The following is a 16527-nucleotide window of genomic DNA, read 5'->3' as shown; positions in this document are numbered from 1 at the left end:
ATGAATTCTGAATCACCCTGGGCCGAGAGCGCCGAGCAGTTCCAGAAGATTTTCGGGCAAAGCTGGTCGCAGGCGCTGCAGTCGTTCCAGAAGCTGGACATGGGCACCCAGGTACCTGCAGCACCACCCCTGAAATTTTCGCCCACCAAGCTGCAGTCCCTGCAGCAGCAGTACCTGAAAGACGCGCAGGAACTCTGGGCCCAGGGCCTGCAGGGAACCCCCGAAGTCAAGGACCGCCGCTTCTCCGGCGAGGGCTGGGCCAGCAACCCCGTTGCTGCGTTCTCAGCCGCAGCCTACCTGCTCAATGCCCGCACCCTCATGGGGCTGGCCGATGCGGTCGAGGCTGACGAAAAGACCAAGGCCCGCATCCGCTTTGGCGTGGAACAGTGGATGGCTGCCATGGCGCCCAGCAACTTCCTGGCCTTCAACGCCGAAGCACAGAAAAAAGCCATCGAGACCAAGGGCGAGAGCATTGCCAAGGGCATGCAGAACCTGCTGCACGACATCACGCAGGGCCATGTGTCGATGACCGACGAAAGCCTGTTCGAGGTGGGGCGCAACGTGGCCACTACGGAAGGCGCGGTGGTGTACGAGAACGAACTGTTCCAGTTGCTCGAATACAAGCCGCTGACCGCCAAGGTGTACGAGCGGCCCTTCCTGCTCGTGCCGCCGTGCATCAACAAGTTCTACATCCTTGACCTGCAGCCCGAGAACTCTCTGATCCGCTACGCCGTGGAGCAAGGCCACCGGACCTTTGTGGTCAGCTGGCGCAACCCTGACGACAGCCTCGCCCACAAGACCTGGGACGATTACGTGGAAGACGGCGCCATGGCCGCCATCGACGTGGTGCAGAACATCACGGGCGCCGACCAGATCAATGCGCTCGGTTTTTGCGTAGGCGGCACCATCCTGAGCAATGCGCTGGCCGTGCTGGCCGCGCGCGGCGATGAGCCCGTGGCCAGCGCCACTTTCCTCACCACGCTGATCGACTTCACCGACACCGGCATCCTCGATGTGTTCATCGACGAGGCTTTCGTGAAGTTCCGGGAAATGCAGATGGGCAAGGGCGGCCTCATGAAGGGGCAGGACCTGGCCTCGACCTTCAGTTTTCTGCGCCCCAATGACCTCGTGTGGAACTACGTGGTGGGCAACTACCTCAAGGGCGAAACACCGCCCCCGTTCGACCTACTGTACTGGAACAGCGACAGCACCAACCTGCCAGGCCCGTTTTACGCTTGGTACCTGCGCAATTTCTACCTTGAAAACAACCTCGTCCAACCGGGCAAGCTCACCGTGTGTGGCGAGAAGATGGATTTGGGCAACCTCGACCTGCCCGTGTACATCTACGGCTCGCGCGAGGACCACATCGTGCCCATCAATGCTGCCTATGCCTCCACGCAGGTGCTGCCCGGCAAGAAACGGTTTGTGATGGGGGCCTCGGGGCACATAGCGGGCGTCATCAACCCGCCTGCCAAAGGCAAGCGCAGCCACTGGATTCGCGCCGACGGCAAACTGCCCGCCACGCTCGACCAATGGCTCCAAGGCGCGACCGAGCACCCCGGCAGTTGGTGGACCGACTGGTCTGGTTGGCTCAAGGGCCACGCGGGCAAGCAGATCGCGGCGCCCAAGGGCTATGGCAAGGGCACCAAGTTCAAGGCCTTGGAGCCCGCCCCCGGCAGCTACGTTAAGCAGAAATCCTGATACGCAAAAGTCCTGACTTTCAGCACTGCGAGAATTACCAAGCAACAAACAACCTCCAACCACAAGGACATTCCATGGAAGACATCGTCATCGTTTCGGCCGCCCGCACTGCTGTGGGCAAGTTTGGTGGTGCGCTGGCCAAGACGCCTGCGACCGAACTGGGCGCCATCGTGATCCGCGAAGCCATCGCGCGCGCGGGCCTGTCGTCCGACCAGATTGGTGAAGTCATCATGGGCCAGGTGCTGGCCGCTGGCGTGGGCCAGAACCCCGCCCGGCAGGCTTCCATGAAGGCCGGTGTGGCCAAGGAAACTCCTGCGCTCACGATCAATGCGGTGTGCGGCTCAGGCTTGAAGGCCGTGATGCTTGCTGCGCAGGCTGTGGCCTGGGGTGACAGCGAGATCGTCGTGGCTGGCGGCCAAGAGAGTATGAGCATGGCGCCCCACGTATTGCCCGGCTCCCGCGATGGCCAGCGCATGGGCGACTGGAAGCTCATCGACACCATGATCGTGGACGGTCTGTGGGACGTGTACAACCAGTACCACATGGGTATCACCGCTGAAAACGTGGCCAAGGCCTATGGCATCACGCGCGATATGCAGGATGCCCTGGCATTGGGCAGTCAGCAAAAGGCCGCCGCAGCGCAAGATGCCGGCAAGTTTGTGGACGAAATCGTGGGTGTGAGCCTGGCGCAGAAGAAGGGCGACCCCATCCTGTTCAACGCCGACGAATACCTCAACCGCAAGACCAACGCCGAAGCGCTGGCAGGCCTGCGCCCCGCATTCGACAAGGCCGGCAGCGTGACGGCGGGCAACGCATCGGGCCTGAACGACGGCGCAGCCGCTGTGGTGGTGATGACCGCTAAGAAAGCTGCAGCCCTGGGCCTCAAGCCCCTGGCACGCATCGCTGCATTCGGCACCAGCGGACTCGATCCCGCCACCATGGGCATGGGCCCGGTGCCAGCGTCACGCAAGGCCCTGCAGCGCGCAGGCTGGAACGCTGCCGATGTGGATCTGTTCGAGCTGAACGAAGCCTTTGCCGCACAAGCCTGCGCGGTGAACAAGGAATTGGGGATTGACCCTGCCAAGGTGAACGTGAACGGCGGTGCCATCGCCATCGGCCACCCCATCGGCGCTTCCGGCTGCCGCATCCTGGTGACCCTGCTGCACGAAATGCAGCGCCGCGATGCCAAGAAGGGCTTGGCAGCGCTGTGTATTGGTGGCGGCATGGGCGTGTCCCTGGCCTTGGAGCGCTAACAAGCCCCTGCGCCTGTTTGCACCTGCGGTTCAGCCGTTTCTCAGATGCAAGGCCAAAAATCGAAGCCGCGTTACGACGCGGCTTTTTTATGTCTGGCTTCAGTTTGAACGTGTCGTCGCCGTGGTCCCAACTTAGCGCGCGCAGGTGGTTGCAAGATGTTTCTGTTGGGCCGTAGGAAGGCTGTGGCTTGCACCAAAACAGTGACTCTGCCGAGACACATAGCGCGTAAGGCGTGTGACGCATGCCGATATGCCAAAAAGAAAAGGGCTTCAGTGTTTTCCTTCACGGCGGCGGTAGATTTCTTCGGTAGAGTGGCTGTTGAGCAAATCACTAACAAGGAGAAATCACATGAGCCAGAAAGTTGCATACGTCACCGGCGGCATGGGCGGCATCGGGACTGCCATTTGCCAGCGCCTGCACAAGGAGGGCTTCAAGGTCATCGCAGGTTGTGGCCCTACCCGTGACCATGCCAAGTGGCTGGCCGAGCAGAAAGCCCTGGGCTACACCTTCTATGCGTCGGTGGGCAATGTGGGCGACTGGGATTCCACGGTAGAAGCCTTTGGCAAGACCAAGGCCGAGCACGGTACCATCGATGTGCTGGTGAACAACGCCGGCATCACCCGCGACCGCATGTTCCTCAAGATGTCGCGCGAAGACTGGGACGCGGTGATTGAAACCAACCTCAACAGCATGTTCAACGTCACCAAGCAGGTGGTGGCCGACATGGTGGAAAAGGGCTGGGGCCGCATCATCAACATCAGCTCGGTGAACGGTGAAAAGGGCCAGGCGGGCCAGACCAACTACTCGGCCGCTAAGGCGGGCATGCATGGCTTTTCGATGGCGCTGGCGCAGGAGCTGGCGACCAAGGGCGTGACGGTCAATACGGTGAGCCCCGGCTACATCGGCACTGACATGGTCAAGGCGATCCGCCCCGATGTGCTTGAAAAGATCGTTGCCACGGTTCCCGTCAAGCGCCTCGGTGAACCCAGCGAAATCGCTTCCATCATTGCGTGGCTGGCTTCGGATGAAGGTGGCTACGCGACCGGTGCCGATTTTTCGGTCAACGGTGGCCTGCACATGGGTTGATGCCCGAAGGCTTGGAAAAACAAAAAACCCCGCAATGCGGGGTTTTTTGTTGGAGGAGCAAGAGGGAAGGGGTCGCCGGTTATCTTGCTTCGAGGAGCCTATGAAATGGGCCGTTTGGCGGAAACACAACCGGTACCTTGGTACGCTTTGTGCTTTGATTTTGCGGCTGGCATTGGATGGGCGCTTGAAGCGGGAAGCTGGCTGCCACGCCTTCAGAAGCGGGCGGGAGCGCGCTTGCGATCGCGTTCGTCTTCGGGCCAAGCGGACAAGATTGCGGTGGTATTCATGCTGGAAAACTCCTGTGATGTACCAACAACGCGGCCCATCTACTGTCCGTTGACAGCGTCTCGCAAAAAATGCAACCGTAAGTGCCCGCAGATTTATCTCTACACCGCTATCAAAAATAATAGCTAAAAATCATTGCTGGATAAGCGCAAGGGTCGAAAAAGATCACTTTGTGAGTACATGAATTTACATTTTTGGCCTATGCCGCTGCCGAGATTTCTTCCAGTTCCGAAGAAATTTCCAGCCAGCGTTCTTCCAGTTGGGCCGTCTCATCATTGCCTGCCTTCAGGGCGCGGCCACACTCGGCGATCTCGGCCGGGGGTAGGGCCTGGGTGAGCTTGTGCTCGAGCGCAGCCCGTTCGCCAGCCAGCGTCGCCAGGCGCTTGTCGATCTGCTCCAGCTCTTTTTTGAGCGGCCGGGTTTTTTCGGCTTGTTGCTGGCGCGCCTGGGCATCCAGCTTGCGTTGTTCTCGCCCGTCCCTTGAAGGTGTTGTAGCGGAGGCCGGTGTGGGCACCAGGGCGGCGACAGGAGCGGGATTTGCTGCCGCTGAAGGTGCGGTGGCCTTGGGGGCCGTGGAGCTTGCCACCGAGACCTGTGCCTGCTCGGCCAGGCGTGCCTCTTCGCGAAGGCGTTTGGACTCTTCGAGCAGGTAGCGCTGGTAGTCGTCCAGATCGCCATCGAAGGGCCCCACAACGCCCCGGCCTACCATCCAGAAGTCCTCGCAGACCGAGCGCAGCAGCGAACGGTCGTGGCTGACCAGCATGACGGTGCCGTCGAAGTCGTTGAGCGCCATGGCCAGGGCCTCGCGGGTCGCCAAGTCGAGGTGGTTGGTAGGTTCGTCGAGCAGCAGCAGGTTGGGACGCTGCCAGACGATCATGGCCAGCACGAGGCGGGCTTTTTCGCCACCGCTCATGGTGCCCACGGCCTGCTTGACCATGTCGCCCGTGAAGTTGAACGTGCCCAGATAGCTGCGCAGGTCTTGCTCGCGGCTGGGTTGCTTGATGTCGGGGCCCAGTTCCTTGGCCAGGCGGATCATGTGCTCCAGCGGGTTCTCGTTGGGGCGCAACACGTCCAATTCCTGCTGGGCAAAGTAGCCGATGTTCAGGCCCTTGCCTTCGGTCACGCTGCCGCCCAGGGGCTTCATGGTGCGGGCAATGGTTTTGACCAGCGTGGACTTGCCCTGGCCGTTGGCACCCAGGATGCCGATGCGCTGGCCCGCCAGCACCGAGCGGTTGACGCCGGTGAGGATGGTGGTGGGCGTGCCCTCGTCGTCCACATAGCCAAATGATGCATCGCTGATAGCCAGCATCGGGTTTGGCAGATTGGCAGGTTCCTTGAACTCGAAGGTGAAGTCCGCCTCGGCCAGCACGGGGCCAATCTTTTCCATGCGTTCGAGCTGCTTGACGCGGCTTTGCGCCTGCTTGGCCTTGCTGGCCTTGGCCTTGAAGCGGTCGATGAACTTCTGCAGGTGGGCCATCTTCTCCTGCTGTTTGGAGAAGCTGGCCTGTTGCAGTTCAAGCTGCTGGGCGCGCAGCTCTTCGAACTTGCTGTAGTTGCCACCGTAACGGTTCAACTCGCCTTGCTGGATTTGCAGGGTGACGTTGGTGATAGCGTCCAGAAACTCGCGGTCATGGCTGATCACGATCATGGTGCCCGCGTAGCGCTTGAGCCAGGCTTCGAGCCAGACCAGGGCGTCCAAGTCCAAGTGGTTGGTGGGCTCGTCCAGCAGCAGCAAATCGCTGGGGCACATCAGTGCGCGGGCCAGTTGCAGGCGCATGCGCCAGCCACCCGAGAAGCTGTTGACGGGTTGGTCGAGCTCGCTCACACGAAAGCCCAGGCCCAGAATGAGTGCCTGCGCGCGTGCCACGGCATCGTGGGCTCCCGCGTCGTGCAAATCGGAATAGGCATGCGCGATGGCCATGCCGTCGTCGCTGGCCTCTGCATCCAGCAACTGTTGCTGGACCTCGGCCAGACGCGTGTCACCCTCCAACACAAAGTCAGTGGCCGACTGGTCGGTTTCGGGCATGTTCTGCGCGACCTCCGCCATGCGCCAGCTGGTGGGGATGTAGAAATCTCCCCCGTCTTCGTGCAGTTTGCCGCTGAGCAAGGCAAACAGGCTCGACTTGCCCGCGCCATTGCGGCCCACAAGGCCGACGCTTTCGCCGGGGTTGATGGTGGCGGAAACGCTGTCGAGCACGACTTTGGCGCCGCGTCGCAGGGTAACGTTCTTGAGGGTGATCATCCGGAACTCAGAAAAAAGCGCACCCGCACTGGGCGGGTGGCGTGAAAAAGCAGGGGGCCAAGGCTGTTGCAAACCATCCAAGGGATGCAACAAGGCGGTGGCGCGCAACCCTCTATTGTGCCGTGAGCCGGCTTTGGGCAGCCAAGGCCTGCCGAGTCACCAGCAAAACCTGGTCTTCACCCGCACTGGTATCGAGCCAGAAAACAGGCAGTTGGGGGAAAGCGGCCTCGAAGTAAGCGCGTTCGTTGCCAATCTCCAGAATGATCACGGCATCCTCACTCATGCAGGCGGGAGCAGCGGCAAACAGCTGGCGCACAAAGTCCATGCCATCGTTGCCTCCGGCCAGGGCCAGCTCGGGCTCGGCACGGTATTCGGCGGGCAAGGCGGCCATGCTGGCCGCATTCACGTAGGGCGGATTGCACAGGATCAGGTCCCAGGGGCCGGGCAGGGCTGCCAGGCCATCGGACAGCTGTAGCTGGATGCGGTCCTGCAGGCCGTGTTTGTCCACGTTGATGCGGGCTACCGCCAGCGCGTCGGGCGATATGTCGGCGCCCGTCACTTGCACCTCGGGCCAGGCCATGGCCGCCAGCACGGCCAGGCTGCCGTTACCCGTGCACAGGTCCAGCACCTGGCGGGTGTGGTCGCTCAGGTACTCGTCAGCCCCCCCATCGACCAGCAATTCGGCAATGAAGCTGCGCGGCACGATGGCGCGTTCGTCCACGTAGAACGGTACACCCTGCAACCAGGCCTCTTGTGTGAGATAGGCGGCGGGCTTGCGGGTGCGGATGCGCTCTTCAAAAAGAGTAGCTACCAGCGCTTGATCGGCGGGCGCTACGGGCTGATTCTTCATGGAATCGGGGGCTTCCGACAGATCACTGTCCAGCGGCAGCCCTAGACGCCAGAGCACCAGCCAAGCGGCTTCGTCGTGGGCATTGGTGGTACCGTGGCCAAAGGAGACGCCTGCTGCAGCAAGGCACTGCGCACCCGATTCGACCAGGGCACCCACGGTATCGCCCGCGACGGTGGGGTGCTGTTGTGGAGTGTTCATGCTGGCACTCCATTGGCGGCCAGGGCCTGCGCATGCAGGTTTTCCAGCGTGCGGCGGTAGATGTTCTTGAGGGGGTCAATGTCGGCCACGACGATGTGCTCGTCGATCTTGTGGATGCTGGCGTTGGGAGGGCCGAGTTCAATCACCTGGGGGCACACCTGGGCAATGAAACGGCCGTCGCTGGTTCCGCCCGTGGTGGAGAGTTCGGTGGTCAGCCCGGTCTCTGCAGTGATGGCCTGCTGCACGGCGCCCACCAGTTCACCGGGGGTTGTCAAAAACGGCTGGCCGCCCAGCGTCCAGCGCAGGTCGTATTCCAGGCCATGGCGGTCCAGCACGGCGTGCACACGCTGCTGCAGGCCTTCGGCAGTGGATTCAGTCGAGAAGCGGAAGTTGAAGTCGATCACGACCTCTCCCGGAATCACATTGGTGGCACCCGTGCCGCCGTGCATGTTGCTGATCTGCCAGCTGGTGGGCGGGAAAAACGCGTTGCCCTCGTCCCACACCGTGGCCGCCAGCTCCGTGAGTGCGGGCAGGGCCTGGTGAATGGGGTTGCGGGCCAGTTGCGGGTAGGCAATGTGCCCCTGAATACCGCGCACCGAGAGCTTGCCACTGAGCGTGCCGCGCCGCCCGTTCTTGATCATGTCACCCGTTTTTTCGACGGAGGTGGGTTCTCCCACGATGCAGTAATCGAGCTTGTCACCACGCGCCTTGAGTTGCTCGACCACGACCTTGGTGCCGTCCACCGAGGGGCCTTCCTCGTCGCTGGTCAGAAGAAAAGCCAGCGCGATCTGCGGATCGGGCGTGGCGGCCAGGAACTCTTCCACCGCCACGACAAAGGCGGCGATGGAAGTTTTCATATCGCTGGCACCACGGCCATAGAGCTTGCCGTCCTTGTGGGTAGGCACAAACGGGTCGCTGCTCCACTGTGCCAGCGGGCCTGTGGGTACGACATCGGTGTGGCCGGCAAATACTACGGTTTTAATAGCTGCTTGCGCTTTTCCATCAAGCGCTACAGGCCTTTTTGCCCACAAATTGCTGACACGAAAGTCCGCCGGGCCGCTGTCCAGGCGCTCACACACAAACCCGAGCGGAGCCAGCCGCGCGGCCAGCAGGTCCAGGCAGCCCGCATCCTCGGGGGTGATGGAGGGCAGGGAAATGAGCTGTTCGGCGAGGTGCAGGGTACGGGACATTGGGGATTCGGTGGGATGGGGCCGTGCAGTCAGCTGTAGTTAGAGAGCGAAGCGTAAGCATCAGCGCGGCCTAGGCGAGAGACGGCAAGCCAAGGGCCGCCCCGCAGCGAGGGCGTCGTCCCCCAGGGGGAAGGCGCCGTAGGCGACTCAGGGCGGAGACATTTCATGCCGCTGGTTTGACGTCCAGCACGATCTCGGTGAAGGAAGGCGCGTCGTCGGGTGCATCCCGCGCTTCCTTTTGCGCCTTGGCGGCATTGGCGGCCAGGGAGAAATCGTTTTGCAAGCGCCACATGAGGTTGGTAGGCGAGTCAGCGTAGGCCATGCCTTCCTTGCGGTCGATTTTGGAGTCCATGATCAACCGGGCGAGGGCTTCCTCAAAGGTCAGCGAACCTTCGGCCATGGACTTCTCCATCGCTTCTTTGACGCCTGAGAAATCGCCTTTTTCGATCAGGTCGGACACCAGCTTGGTGTTGAGCATGACTTCCACCGCCGGAGCACGGCTGCCGTCGATGGTGCGCACCAGGCGTTGGGAGATGATGGCCTTCAGGGCGGATGCCAGGTCGCCCAGCATGGTGGGACGCACTTCGACGGGATAGAACGACAAGATGCGATTGAGCGCGTGGTAGCTGTTGTTGCCGTGCAGCGTGGCCAGACACAAGTGGCCGGACTGGGCGTAGGCAATGGCGGCCGACATGGTTTCGCGGTCGCGGATTTCGCCGATCAGGATCACATCCGGCGCCTGGCGCAGCGCGTTCTTGAGGGCGGTCTGCAGCGATTGGGTATCACTGCCGATCTCGCGCTGATTGACGATGGATTTCTTGTTCTTGAACTGGTACTCGACCGGGTCTTCGATGGTGAGGATGTGGCCGGTGAGTGCTTCGTTGCGGGTGTCGATCATCGACGCCAGGGATGTGCTCTTGCCCGAGCCCGTGGCGCCGACCATCAGGATCAGGCCCCGCTTTTCCATGATGAGTTCGCGCATCACGGGTGGAAGGCCCAGCGAGTCGAATTCGGGAATCTGCTGCGAGATGAAACGGATCACCACCGCGTAGCTGCCGCGCTGGCGCATGGCACTGATACGGAAGCGGCCCACACCGCTGAGCGGCACGCCCATGTTCAGCTCGCCGGTTTCCTCCAGTTCTTCGATGCGATCTGGAGGAACCACTTCGGAGAGCAGGTTGCGCGGCGCATCGGGTGGCAGGATCTGGTTGTTGATCGGGATGCATTCGCCGTTGATCTTGATCAGCGCCGGGGCATTGGCCGACAGGTAGACGTCTGATGCCTTCTTTTCGCTCATCAGGCGAAGAATCCGCTCCATCGTGCTCATGGTGTTTCCCTCTTGTTGTCGGTGTCTGTCGGCGGGCAGGCGGGATGGCCTGCCCCGGGCTTGAATGCGATCAGTCGCGCAGCAGGTCGTTGATGCTGGTCTTGGAGCGCGTCTGCGCGTCCACCTGCTTGACGATGATGGCGGCGTACATGCTGTAGAGCGCGCCGTTGGCGGCTGTCTTGGGCAGGTTGCCGCTGACCACCACCGAGCCCGAGGGCACGCGGCCATAGCTGATCTCGCCAGTGGCGCGGTTGAAGATGGGGGTGCTCTGGCCCAGGTACACGCCCATGCCCAGCACGGAGTTCTCTTCGACCACAACGCCTTCAACCACTTCGGACCGTGCACCGATGAAGCAGTTGTCTTCGATGATGGTGGGGCCGGCTTGCAGAGGCTCCAGCACGCCACCAATGCCCACGCCACCCGAAAGGTGCACGTTGGCACCGATCTGTGCGCACGAACCCACGGTGGCCCAGGTGTCGACCATGGTGCCTTCGCCCACATAGGCGCCAATGTTCACGTACGACGGCATCAGGATCGCGCCCTTGGCGATGAAGCTGCCACGGCGGGCGACGGCGGGTGGCACCACACGCACCCCGGTGGCCTTCATTTCTTCTTCAGACAAGTGGGCAAACTTGGTCTGCACCTTGTCGTAAAAACCCAGGTCACCGGCCTTCACGACTTCGTTGTCCTTCAGCCGGAACGACAGCAGCACCGCCTTCTTGATCCACTGGTGCACGGTCCACTGGCCCACCCCATCGCGCGTGGCGACGCGCAGCGTGCCGTTGTTCAGCTCGGCGATCACATGCTCGACAGCGTCCTGGATTTCCTTGGGGGCGGCGGAGGGCGAAAGGCTGGCACGGTTGTCCCAGGCGTTGTCGATGAGGGTTTGCAGTTGTTGGGTCATGTTGTTGTCTGTCAGTCTGTGGATCAGGAATCAGGCAGTGCGGGACTGGATGAATTGCACGATGCGCAACGCAGCCTCCACGCACTCTTCGGTTTCGGCCACCAGGGCCATGCGCACGCGCTGGGCACCGGGGTTGCTGCCCCGGGCCTCGCGGGCCAGGTAGCTGCCAGGGAGCACCGTAACATTGTATTGAGCCAGAAGGGCCCGCGCGAACTCGGCGTCGTCCATGGCAAGCTGCTCGGGGACCTTGGCCCAGAGGTAGAAACCTGCATCGGGAAGGGCTACTTCCATGACACCCGCCAGCAGCGGCGTGACCTGGGCGAACTTCTTGCGGTAGCGCGTGCGGTTTTCCACCACATGCTGCTCGTCACCCCAGGCCGCAATGCTGGCGGCCTGCACGATGGGGCTCATGGCGCTGCCGTGGTACGTGCGGTACAGCAGGAAGGCCTTGATCAGGGCCGCATCACCCGCCACAAAACCGCTGCGCATGCCGGGCACGTTGCTGCGCTTGGAGAGACTGGTGAAGGAGATCAGGTTCTTGTAGTCGCTGCGGCCGAGCTTGTCTGCCGCCTGCAGGCCGCCCAACGGCGGCTCGTCGCGGAAGTAGATTTCGCTGTAGCACTCGTCCGAGGCAATCACAAAACCATACCGGTCGCTCAGTTCAAACAACTTCTTCCACTCCGTCAGTGGCATGACGGCGCCGGTGGGGTTGCCAGGGGAGCAAACAAAAAGCAACTGCGTCCGCTGCCACACGGAGTCCGGCACCGCGTCCCAATTCACGGCGAAATTGCGTGCCGGGTCGCTGGCCGCGTAATAAGGGGCCGCGCCCGCCAGCAGGGCTGCACCTTCATAGATCTGGTAGAACGGATTGGGGCAGACTACCAGCGGCTGGCCTTTTGAAGGATCGATGATGGTTTGGGCAAACGAAAAAAGTGCTTCCCGAGAACCATTCACGGGAAGGACCTGGGTGGCCGGATCCAGCGTGATGGCATAGCGCAAATTCAGCCAGCGGGTGAAGGCCTCGCGCAAGCCCAACTCGCCAGCGGTGGCGGGGTAACTCGCCAGGCCACTGAGGTTGTTACTGAGTGCATCTTTGATGAACTGCGGTGTAGGATGGCGTGGCTCACCCATGCCCAGGCTGATGGGGCTGTAGGCTGCCGGGGGCACCACCCCCGCAAAGAGCTGCCGCAGCCGCTCGAAGGGGTAGGGCTGGAGATGGGAAAGCAGGGGATTCATGGGGCGCCATTATGGGCGATCACCTCAGATCAGTCGGCGCTGGATCGGCCATGGTTTAGCGGATCGTGACCGGAGCTGACCTCAATGCGTCGATGGGCCCGTGGTCTGTCAATCCGCCGTAAGTGCGTGTACCTAGTATTCAGGCCGTTTGATCAGAACAATAGAGGAGACACGATGTCAGGATTCCTACCGCTGCGTCCGGGGCTCTGGTGGATGCGCAGGTGGCATTTGCCTGGCAAGCTGCTCTCGCTGAGTCTTCTGGTGGGGGCGGCACTTGCCATTGCTGCGTTTGGGGCGCCTTGGTGGGCGCTTGCCTTGGCCGTAGCGGTGGTGTTGTACGCTCTGCTCGTGCTTTACCTCAGTCTGGCCACCGACCTTGCGGGTCTGGCGCAAACCATAGAGCTGACCCAGGCCGGGGATCTCCGGGCCCAGCCCCGTCGCGACTACGGACAAGATGAGGTGGCCGAGATGGCGCAGTCGCTCGACCGCATGGTGATCACGCTCTCCTCCATGGTGGCAGACATCCGTAGCAATGCGGCGCTGGTCGCCCATGCTGGGCAGAGCCTGGCCGAGGGCAATCGCTCCCTGGCCGACCGCACCGAGCAGCAGGCGGCCAACCTGGAGCAGACGGCCGCCAGTGTGGAGCAACTGTCTTCAGCGGTGCAGAACAACGCCCAGACCGCTCACAGTGCAGATGCCAGGGCGGCGCAGGTGCGTGACGCAGCCGATGTGGGCGCCCAGGCCATGGCACGTGCCGTGCAGTCGGTCGAGGCCATCCAGCAAGGTGCGCGGCGCATGACCGAAATCATCGGTGTGATCGACAGCATTGCATTTCAGACCAATATCCTTGCCCTGAACGCAGCCGTTGAGGCTGCTCGCGCCGGAGAGCAGGGCCGTGGGTTTGCCGTGGTGGCAGCCGAGGTGCGCACGCTGGCCAAGCGGTCCAGCGATGCTGCGCACGAAATTCGTGAACTGATCGGTGCCTCGGTCAGTCAGGTCGAAACCAGTGCGGGCCTGATTCGGTCGGCCGGGGAGGGGATCTCGGACATGGCGGGGGGCATTCGCAGCGTGGCAGCCAGCATGAGCGAAATCTCCGGATCGAGCGCCGAGCAAAGCACCGGCCTGCGCGAGGTGAGCGCCGCCGTGCAGCAACTGGACCAGATCACCCAGCACAACGCCCAGATGGTGGGCCATGCCGTGCAACAGGCAGAGGCCCTGGAAAGCCGCGCATCCACCCTGTCGCGTGCGGTCTCTGCATTCCGCCTGCAGCAGGGCACGGCCGAGGAGGCTGTGGCGCTGGTGGGCAAGGCCATGGCGCTGCACAAGAGTACCTCGCGCGACCAGTTCCTGCGCAGCATCACTGACAAGAATCAGCCCTACCACGACCGCGACATGTATGTGTTTGTCCTCGACTCCGCAGGCACCTACCTGGCCTTTGGAGGCAACACCCCCAAGGTGGGCACGCGGGTGCAGGACATTCCTGGCATTGCGGGCGACCGGCTGGTGAACGACATCGTTTCCCAGGCGGACCGTGAGCCGGGCTGGGTGGAGTACGACATCACCAACCCTGCCACGGGTGCGGTGCAGACGAAAATGTCTTACGTCAGCCGCGCGGGCGATCTGTATGTGGGGTGTGGGGTTTACAAGGCACTCGCTGCCCGCTGAGTTGTCGGCCCTCGGCCACCGGCGGGCTCACCCCAGCAGCCGGCGGTACCAGGCAGTGGGTGGTTGTGGTGCAGGTGCTTTTGCGTTGGTCGCCTCAGCTTCGACCTCAGTTCCGGAGGCATCCGTGGGCAAGAGCGCAATCCGGCGAATACCCAATCCCAGAGAGCGCTTGTCCGTGCTCTCCGGATTCAGATCGCAGGGCCGAACGAGGGGGGAGCCCTTGAGCACCACTCTGACCCGGTCCGCACGGCTTCGCAAGACCGCGTCGGGAACACGGGCCTCCAGGACGAGCGTGTCGCCCACTTGTTCCTGGTGCACCGCAATCGCTTGCCCATTCACCTGCATTTGAAGCTCGCTGACAGCTGCCATCGTCAACAGGTGGACGACTTCCATCCGCAGCAGGTGATCGCCAACGCCTACCGGGCGGAAGTCGATCCATGTCTCAGGCTCCAGGCCTGTCCATGCAAAGTGATGTGGACCTTCGGTCTCCCGAACATGCCAGCCCCGTCCCGGGATGGGGCGGTCAAAGAGGTAGTCGTGTCCAGGCGGCAGGGAGGCGAGCCAGTGCGAATCGGGCTCGTCCAAGGGCGCTTCAATGTACCGGTTGAAGCCCATGCGGTCTTCACCCCGCAACATGACGCAGGGGAAAGGTTCGCTGACCTTTGCGATGGGGACCGTCACTCGGACGGCCAGTCCCAGCCTGTGCTGCGTGGTGCGGTTGGGGTTGGAGTGATGCAGCAGCCGTTCATTGAAGAGAAAGAACTGGCCGGGCTCCAGCACCATGGATACCTTGCGGGTTTCATCCACGTAGGCGGGGTCTGAAGCGATGCCCCCGAACCGAAGGCTCTTGGCTGGATCGGTATCGATGGCCGGAGGGATGATTTGCCGGTGCGAGCCTGGAATGATTTCCACGCATCCATTTTCCAGCGTTGCCGGCGTAATCGCCAACCAAGCTGAAATGTTCAGGATGGGTTCCATGTTCCAGTTGTAATGATCTTGGTGCCAGGGGTATTCCTCTTGCTGTTCAGGCCGGGCAGGCGGTTTGTTGAAAAGATTGGAGTTCCACAGAACGAGATCCGGCCCATAGAGAGAAGCCATGCGTTCCACGATGGCCGGGGCCGAGCACATCGCATGGACCGCTTGGCTGTCCAGGTGCCGCACGCGCAGGCCGAATGGGCAATAAGGCGTAGGCGTGGGCAGCACCCGCTCACATACCGTTGTGCGGAATTTTTCCATTTCATGGGGCGAGAATGCCGTGAATGGCCCTGCGTAGCCCTGTGTCCGAAATTGCTCAATTTCCTCCGGAGACAAACAGACGGGGAGTTCGGAGGTGTCTTTGTTCATGGGTGCCTGCGTAGAAATACCTGTCAATTCTGAGGTTGCGCTGTCACGCGGGTTGGCTGGAACGTCCTCCACTAGCGCGGCCAGGCGCTCGTAGGCAGCCCGGCCCACGCTGACCTGCTGTCGTGCCGCTTGCAGCAACCGCTGCCGTTCAGTCCCTGCTGCATGCCACGCATCCTGTATGGCGGTCGCCAAGTGCGTGGCCGTTTCCTCACGGTCCAGAAACACGATGTGGCAGGCGGCGCCAAACTGGGCTTGAAGCCCTTGCATTTTCGACCGGTAGTGGGGCGATGCCACCAAGGCGATCACCGACACCCCTTGCGACAGTGCGAACACTGCCGCGTGGTAGCTGCCGGTGATGACCACACGGCATGTACCGATCTGCTGCACGACGTCCTGTGGCGTTGCAACCGGGTAGGAGGTGTAGCTGATGCCCGGGATGCCATGGAGCAGCGAGGCAATGGCGTCCGGATCGGAAGGACCGGCAAGCGAAATGGGCACACCGGCAACAAGAGGTGCACCCAGCCGTGAAATGGCACTTCCCAACCCTTCCCGCAGGCGCGACAGGGTGTTGGCATCGACGCCGGCGTAGTCCGCTTGGCGGACGTTGATGCCCAGGCTTTTGCCCAGAACTGTGGGGCGCAAGTCAAACGCCAGTTCAATCGCCTCGTCTGCTGCCACGACCAGGCGTTGTTCTGGCACCCCAAAGGATCTCGCCACCATCGGGCTTTGCTGCGATTCTCTGCAGACCACCAGGCTCAAAAGAGGAAATACCCCCAGCATCTTCTGCGAAAGGCTGCGAACGCTGACAGGTTCAAATCCACAGCTCAGAATGATTGCCGGTTTGCCGAGCCTGATACCCGCTTCCAGCGTCTGCAAGATGACTTCCGATTGACCAGAGAAATCGTCGCTGAAATATCCGCCGCCGGTCGCCATCACCATATCGCAATCCATCAGCGCCGACACGATGCGCGCACAGTCTGCTGATGCTTGGGTTATCAGGTTCCGGGTATCAGCACCAAGGGCGATCAGCGGCAGGGGGAGGCGTTCTTCGGTGAGCTCAAGCGCAATGACTTCGGGACAATCCTTTCTGAGCAGGGCTGCATTGCGGGTTATCCAATGTATTTGACAATCAGGCCAGAGGTGCCGTAACCGGCGAAAAATGACCTGGTAAATCGCCCTGTCTCCCAGATTGTCGTTGTTGGAGAAATAGTTTCCTGAATCGACCAGAATTCGGTGCGGTGCCAT

At 61.9% G+C, this 16527-nt stretch carries 11 protein-coding genes; 4 read left to right on the top strand and 7 right to left on the bottom strand.

Features of this window, described 5'->3' with window-relative positions:
- The 3 genes from ACODS0_RS03180 (at position 1) to phbB (ending at position 4041) form a co-directional block, all read left to right on the top strand.
- Positions 1-1701: a PHA/PHB synthase family protein gene (locus ACODS0_RS03180; protein WP_488832769.1), complete on the top strand. Its 1701-nt coding sequence runs from the start codon at positions 1-3 to the stop codon at positions 1699-1701.
- 74 nt (positions 1702-1775) lie between these two features.
- A complete protein-coding gene (locus ACODS0_RS03175) occupies positions 1776-2954 on the top strand; it encodes an acetyl-CoA C-acetyltransferase (RefSeq protein WP_121420226.1) in 1179 nt (392 codons plus the stop codon).
- 349 nt (positions 2955-3303) lie between these two features.
- Positions 3304-4041 carry an acetoacetyl-CoA reductase gene (gene phbB, locus ACODS0_RS03170; protein ID WP_121420225.1) on the top strand — a complete coding sequence of 246 codons (738 nt, stop codon included), beginning with the start codon at positions 3304-3306 and terminating at the stop codon, positions 4039-4041.
- A gap of 484 nt (positions 4042-4525) precedes the next feature.
- On the opposite strand, the gene ACODS0_RS03165 is transcribed toward phbB, so the two are convergent.
- The 6 genes from ACODS0_RS03165 to dapC form a co-directional block, all read right to left on the bottom strand.
- Complete coding sequence (locus tag ACODS0_RS03165; protein ID WP_488832764.1) at positions 4526-6568, bottom strand: ABC-F family ATP-binding cassette domain-containing protein; 2043 nt, start codon at positions 6566-6568, stop codon at positions 4526-4528.
- 112 nt (positions 6569-6680) lie between these two features.
- Positions 6681-7616 (bottom strand): 50S ribosomal protein L3 N(5)-glutamine methyltransferase, encoded by a 936-nt coding sequence (gene prmB / locus ACODS0_RS03160; RefSeq protein WP_055397848.1) that lies wholly within the window; start codon positions 7614-7616, stop codon positions 6681-6683.
- Positions 7613-8806 (bottom strand): succinyl-diaminopimelate desuccinylase, encoded by a 1194-nt coding sequence (gene dapE / locus ACODS0_RS03155; RefSeq protein ID WP_488832761.1) that lies wholly within the window; start codon positions 8804-8806, stop codon positions 7613-7615. Before dapE ends, prmB begins: the two co-directional genes overlap by 4 nt.
- 163 nt (positions 8807-8969) lie before the next feature.
- On the bottom strand, positions 8970-10133 hold the full coding sequence (locus ACODS0_RS03150) for a PilT/PilU family type 4a pilus ATPase (RefSeq protein ID WP_055397852.1): 1164 nt from the start codon (positions 10131-10133) through the stop codon (positions 8970-8972).
- A gap of 70 nt (positions 10134-10203) precedes the next feature.
- Positions 10204-11037, bottom strand: coding sequence for a 2,3,4,5-tetrahydropyridine-2,6-dicarboxylate N-succinyltransferase (gene dapD / locus ACODS0_RS03145; RefSeq protein WP_488832755.1), 834 nt, complete (start codon positions 11035-11037; stop codon positions 10204-10206).
- Between the two features lie 30 nt (positions 11038-11067).
- Positions 11068-12273, bottom strand: coding sequence for a succinyldiaminopimelate transaminase (gene dapC, locus ACODS0_RS03140; protein ID WP_488832753.1), 1206 nt, complete (start codon positions 12271-12273; stop codon positions 11068-11070).
- A gap of 174 nt (positions 12274-12447) precedes the next feature.
- Between dapC and ACODS0_RS03135 the strand changes: the two genes are divergently transcribed.
- Positions 12448-13938, top strand: a complete 1491-nt coding sequence (locus tag ACODS0_RS03135; RefSeq protein ID WP_488832751.1) for a methyl-accepting chemotaxis protein — start codon at positions 12448-12450, stop codon at positions 13936-13938.
- 27 nt (positions 13939-13965) lie between these two features.
- Here the strand turns inward: ACODS0_RS03135 and ACODS0_RS03130 are convergent, their stop codons facing one another.
- Positions 13966-16527, bottom strand: coding sequence for a phytanoyl-CoA dioxygenase family protein (locus ACODS0_RS03130; protein ID WP_488832749.1), 2562 nt, complete (start codon positions 16525-16527; stop codon positions 13966-13968).

It is taken from the genome of Acidovorax sp. FG60 (assembly GCF_057808995.1).
This window is presented reverse-complemented; position numbering and strand designations above follow the sequence as displayed.